4 protein-coding genes and 1 pseudogene are annotated in these 5,774 nt (G+C 60.6%); all 5 read left to right on the forward strand.

Annotated features, from left to right (window positions below; all coding sequences use genetic code 11):
- A pseudogene (locus HP499_RS19930) lies at positions 1-1,171 on the forward strand (ATP-binding cassette domain-containing protein); the annotation flags it as partial.
- 68 nt (positions 1,172-1,239) lie between these two features.
- A complete protein-coding gene (locus HP499_RS19935; protein WP_172325878.1) occupies positions 1,240-1,956 on the forward strand; it encodes an HAD hydrolase-like protein in 717 nt (238 codons plus the stop codon).
- Entirely contained in the window at positions 1,943-2,611 is a 669-nt protein-coding gene (locus tag HP499_RS19940; protein ID WP_172325879.1) for a 1-acyl-sn-glycerol-3-phosphate acyltransferase, read from the forward strand. Before HP499_RS19935 ends, HP499_RS19940 begins: the two co-directional genes overlap by 14 nt.
- Before the next feature lie 55 nt (positions 2,612-2,666).
- Positions 2,667-4,682 (forward strand): excinuclease ABC subunit UvrC, encoded by a 2,016-nt coding sequence (gene uvrC / locus HP499_RS19945; protein WP_172325880.1) that lies wholly within the window; start codon positions 2,667-2,669, stop codon positions 4,680-4,682.
- A gap of 130 nt (positions 4,683-4,812) precedes the next feature.
- Positions 4,813-5,736, forward strand: coding sequence for an RNase adapter RapZ (rapZ, locus tag HP499_RS19950; RefSeq protein ID WP_172325881.1), 924 nt, complete (start codon positions 4,813-4,815; stop codon positions 5,734-5,736).
- Positions 5,737-5,774: the final 38 nt, after the last annotated feature.

The raw sequence follows: 5,774 nt of genomic DNA on the forward strand, positions 1-5,774 counted from the left end.
CCACGAGGCCGACTGGGTGGTGGACATTGGACCGGGCGCCGGAGAACACGGCGGCCAGGTGGTGCACTCCGGAACCTACAAGGAGTTGTTGGAAAACACGGATTCCCTGACAGGTGACTACCTGTCAGGACGCCGGAAGATCGAGGTTCCCACCAAGCGCCGTAAGTACGACAAAAAGCGTGAGCTCAAGGTTGTTGGTGCCCGTGAGAACAACCTCAACAATGTTGATGCCACGTTCCCGCTGGGACTCTTTACTGCCGTGACCGGCGTCAGCGGTTCCGGTAAGTCCACATTGGTCAACGAGATCCTGTACAAGGTCCTTGCCAACAAGCTCAACGGTGCCAAGCAGGTGGCGGGACGGCACCGGACGGTGGCCGGCCTGGAGCACCTGGACAAGGTGGTCCACGTCGATCAAAGCCCCATCGGCCGAACGCCCCGTTCCAACCCCGCAACGTATACCGGTGTGTTCGACAACATCCGCAAGCTTTTCGCCGAGACCACCGAAGCCAAGGTTCGCGGCTATCAGCCGGGACGGTTCTCCTTCAACGTCAAGGGCGGGCGCTGCGAGGCCTGTTCAGGCGACGGTACTTTGAAGATCGAGATGAACTTCCTGCCGGATGTCTACGTTCCCTGCGAGGTTTGCCACGGCGCCAGGTACAACCGGGAAACCCTTGAGGTCCATTACAAGGGCAAGACCATTGCCGATGTCCTCAATATGCCCATCGAGGAAGGCGCGGAGTTCTTCGCTGCCTTCACTCCGATCGCACGCCACCTGAACACCCTGGTGGATGTGGGCCTGGGTTACGTCAGGCTGGGTCAGCCGGCTACTACGCTGTCCGGCGGCGAGGCCCAGCGCGTGAAGCTTGCTGCGGAGCTGCAGAAGCGCTCCAACGGGCGCAGCATCTATGTCCTGGACGAACCCACCACGGGTTTGCACTTCGAGGACATCCGGAAGCTGCTCATGGTGCTTCAGGGCTTGGTGGATAAAGGCAACACGGTCATCACGATCGAGCACAACCTGGACGTCATCAAGTCTGCGGACTGGATTGTGGACCTTGGCCCCAACGGCGGTTCCGGTGGCGGAAAGATCGTGGCCACCGGAACACCCGAACAGGTGGCAAAATCAACCGATAGCCACACGGCCACCTTCCTGGCTGAAATTCTCGGTTAGCCACTGGAAGTATTCCGGTAGCGGCATGCGAGTTTCAGGCATGCCGCTACTCGTGAGAAACTAACCCGGTGACTCAAACAACGGTGCCCGTAATATTCGATCTGGACGGCACCCTTGTCGATCCTGCCGGCGGTATCACGGGAGGAATCTCGGCGGCCCTCCGTGAAATGAACCTTCCCGTTCCGGAGCAGGCCGTACTGAATTCCATGGTGGGTCCCAAACTCAGCGACTCTCTCCTGCATTTGGCCAATGTTCCCGAGTCGCTGGTCAACGAAACCATTGACCGTTACCGGCGTCATTACAAGGAAACCGGCATTGGACAGAGCAAGCTCTACCCGGGAATCTTCGAGCTCCTGGAGTACTTTGCTGAATCCGGCCGGCCCGTGGCAGTTGCTACTCAGAAGCCGCAGTCCATTGCGCGGCTCGTCCTGGAACACCACAAAATTACTGACTTCTTCGTCTCCATCCGTGGGGCAGCGGATAACGAGTCATTGGAGGCCAACACGGCTTCCGGCAAGGTGGCGATAGTTGGCGCCGCCTTGGCTGACCTGCATTCACAGCCGGCCGTGATGGTGGGCGACAGGCACCAGGACGTTGCCGGAGCCATGGCAAACGGCTTGGATTGCATTGGCGTGGCCTGGGGGTTCGCTCCGGACGGTGAACTCGAGGAAGCCGGCGCGGTGGCAGTGGTGCAAACCGCAGCTGAGTTGCGGACCAAAATTGAAGAACTTGACGCTGTCCGTGCGGCAGCCCTGAGCGAGGTACAAAACGATGGCAGTCTTTGATGCGATCCGGTGGACTACCCGTGGACTGATTTCCTCCACGTGCCGGCCTACTGTCATTGGGTTGGAAAACGTTCCCAAAGAGGGGCCCTTCATTGTGGCTCCAAACCACCTTTCCTTCCTTGACAGTGTGATTGTCCAGGCCCTCATGCCGCGTCCTGTGGCTTTCTTTGCCAAGGCCGAGTACTTCACCACCAAGGGCGTCAAAGGCGCCGTCATGAAATCCTTCTTCGAGGCCGTGGGTTCCATTCCGGTGGAACGCGGAGAGCAGGCGGCCAGCGTGCAGGCACTCAAGACCTTGCTGGACATTCTTGAGTCAGGCAAGGGCATCGGTATTTATCCTGAGGGCACCAGGTCCCGTGACGGCATCCTTTACCGGGGACGGACCGGAGTGGGATGGCTGGCCCTGACCACGGGCGCACCCGTGATTCCCGTAGGGCTGATTGGAACCGAAAAGCTGCAGCCGGCGGATAAGAACGCAGTGCGGCCCCAGCACTTCATCATGAAGGTGGGGGAGCCCCTCTATTTTGAGAAGACCGGACCGGACCACTCGCTTCCGGCTCGGCGTGAAGTGACCGACAAAATCATGGACGCCATTGCCCTGCTCAGCGGCCAGGAACGTTCTGCAAGCTACAACCAAAGCAAGTCCGTCGACTAGCCGCCGCCTCTTTGAGGTGGCATTGGGCGTCGTTCCGGTTCACTAGACTGGAAACGTGGCAGATCCAGCAAGTTACCGGCCCCGTACGGGTGAAATTCCTACCACTCCGGGCGTCTATCGTTTCCGCGACCCCCATGGTCGCGTCATCTATGTGGGCAAGGCAAAGAACCTCAGGTCAAGGCTCAATTCCTACTTTGCCAACCCGGCCGGGCTCCTTCCCAAGACCCATGCCATGGTCCATGCGGCCAGCAGTGTCGAATGGACCGTGGTAGGCAGCGAGCTGGAATCACTGCAGCTGGAATACACCTGGATCAAGGAATTCAAGCCCCGCTTCAATGTCGTCTTCCGGGACGACAAAACCTATCCCTACCTCGCCGTCACCATGGGGGAGAAGTACCCCCGCGTGCAGGTTATGCGCGGCGAGCGGAGGAAGGGCACCAGATACTTCGGACCTTATACCGCCGGCGCCATCCGGGAAACGATGGATACCCTGCTACGGGTCTTTCCGGTCCGCAGCTGCAGCGCAGGTGTCTTCAAACGCGCCGAATCCAGCGGGCGTCCCTGCCTGCTGGGCTATATCGATAAGTGCTCCGCACCTTGTGTGGGCCGCGTGACTCCCGAGGAACACCGAAACCTCGCGGAGGATTTCTGTTCCTTCATGGGTGGCGAAGCCAAACGTTTCATTGGCCGCCTGGAAAAGGACATGGCAGCAGCCGTTGCCGAACTGGACTACGAGAAGGCTGCCGGGCTCAGGGATGACATCATTGCGCTGCGCAAGGTCTTTGAGCGCAATGCCGTGGTTCTTGCCGAAGATACCGACGCTGACGTCTTCGCGCTCCATGATGACGAACTGGAAGCCTCCGTGCAGGTCTTCCATGTCCGTGGCGGCCGGGTCCGGGGACAACGCGGATGGGTTGTGGAGAAGGTCGAAGATGCCACAACTCCTGAACTGATTGAACACCTTCTGCAACAGGTCTACGGCGAGGACAGCGAGGTCCAAGGCCGTATTCCCCGCGAAGTCCTGGTGCCGGAAACGCCCAGCAACCATGCCGAACTTACTGAGTGGCTTGGCGGGTTGCGCGGCGCCAAAGTGGACATCCGCGTACCCCGGCGCGGAGACAAAGCCGCCCTGATGTCCACGGTACGGGAGAATGCGGAGCAGGCCCTCAAGCTGCACAAGACCCGCAGGGCCGGTGACATTACCGTCCGTTCCGTGGCCCTTCAGGAATTACAGGAAGCCTTGGATATCCCGGTTCCTTTGCTGCGGATCGAGTGCTTCGATATCTCCCACGTGCAGGGCACCAACGTGGTGGCCTCCATGGTGGTGGTGGAGGACGGCCTGCCCAAGAAGGCCGACTACCGGAAGTTCTCCATTACGGGTGCTGCTGCAGCTGACGACACCGCGGCCATGCATGACGTCCTGACGCGGAGGTTCAAGCATTACCTGACGGACAAGGCTGCCCAGGTCCCCGTGGTCTCCGGCGAAATCGTCAACCCTACGCGTGCGGGGGCCAAGAGCGGGACTGATGCGCCGCCGTCGGACCCCACCATGCCCGCCCCCAAAGCCAAGTTCGCTTATCCGCCCAACCTCGTGGTGGTGGACGGTGGACAGCCGCAGGTCAATGCCGCCAAGAGGGCGTTGGCGGAACTGGGTATCGACGACGTCTATCTGGTGGGCCTTGCCAAGCGGTTGGAGGAAGTCTGGCTGCCCGACAACGACTTCCCGGTCATCCTCCCCAGGACATCACAGGGGCTTTACCTGCTTCAACGGATCCGTGATGAAGCCCACCGCTTCGCCATCACCTTCCATCGGCAGAAACGCGGGAAGGCCATGACTGTATCCGTCCTTGACGGGGTGCCGGGCCTGGGCGAAGCCAAGCGCAAGGCCTTGGTGGCGCACTTCGGATCGCTGAAAAAGATCAAAGCGGCCTCCGTTGAAGAGCTCACCTCGGCCAAGGGCATCGGGCCCGCACTGGCAGCTGCCGTGGTTCAACACCTGGGTTCCGCAGAAGACCCTTCCGGCGCAGTCCCGGCAATCAATATGACCACCGGCGAAATCCTTGAATCTTAGCTAGGGTTAGAACCTGGCCGATGGCCGCACCAGCGGTCACCGGCGCTTGAGCATGTTCGGGCGTGCGGTGACCTTTATGGTGCGCGTAGCAGGCTGTAAGCACCATTTCCGACGAAACGGGGAACAATTCATGGATGAGGCAACGGCAGGGTCCGGAACGGAGCAGGACGGCCTCACGCCCGTCAAGCCACCGGAGGCGGAACTGCTGGTAGTTACCGGGATGTCCGGGGCAGGCCGCAGTACGGCCTCTGATGCCCTGGAAGACCATGGCTGGTATGTGGTGGACAACCTCCCGCCGCAAATGCTGGGAACCCTGGCCGAAATTGTCTCGCATGCTCCCAAATCCATTCCCAAGCTGGCGGTGGTGGTGGATGTCCGCAGCAAGGACCTGTTTACCGACATCCAGACGGCGCTGGGCGCGCTCAGCGCCAGTGGCATCACCTTCCGGGTACTGTTCCTGGATGCCAATGACGAGGTCCTGGTCCGACGTTTCGAGCAAGGACGCCGTCCCCACCCTCTTCAAGGCGGTGGTCGGATCCTGGACGGCATCGGGATCGAGCGGGAAGTCCTGCGGGAACTGCGCGAGCATGCAGACGTCGTGTTGGACACATCGGACTTCAACGTCCATGGCCTCGCTACAGCCATCACCGAATTATTCAGCGACACCGGCCCGGTAACCTTGCGGCTGAACGTCATGAGCTTTGGATTCAAGTACGGGCTCCCCGTGGATGCCAACTTCGTAGCCGACGCCCGCTTCATTCCCAATCCGCATTGGGTTCCCAAGCTGCGGCCTCACACAGGCTTGGATGAGGACGTCAGCAACTACGTGCTCGCTGCCGACGGCGTGCATGAGTTCGTGGACAGATACGTCCGGGCCTTGGAGCCTGTCCTGGACGGCTATCGCCAGGAGAACAAGCACTACGCCACGTTGGCTGTGGGTTGCACCGGTGGCAAGCATCGTTCAGTGGCAGTCGCGGTGGAACTTTCCAAGCGTTTGGCACAGTATCCACGTGTCACCGTCACCACCACCCACCGCGATCTGGGCCGCGAGTAGTGGGCGTCCTTACCGGCCCGCTGCCCCTGATTCCACCC

This window comes from Paenarthrobacter sp. CM16 (assembly GCF_013179505.1).
Lineage (GTDB): Bacteria > Actinomycetota > Actinomycetes > Actinomycetales > Micrococcaceae > Arthrobacter.

Excerpts from the sequence above, each read along its gene's own strand:
- HP499_RS19940 (WP_172325879.1), top strand. The coding sequence starts at position 1,943 with ATGGCAGTCTTTGATGCGATCCGGTGGACTACCCGTGGACTGATTTCC.
- rapZ (WP_172325881.1), top strand. The coding sequence starts at position 4,813 with ATGGATGAGGCAACGGCAGGGTCCGGAACGGAGCAGGACGGCCTCACG.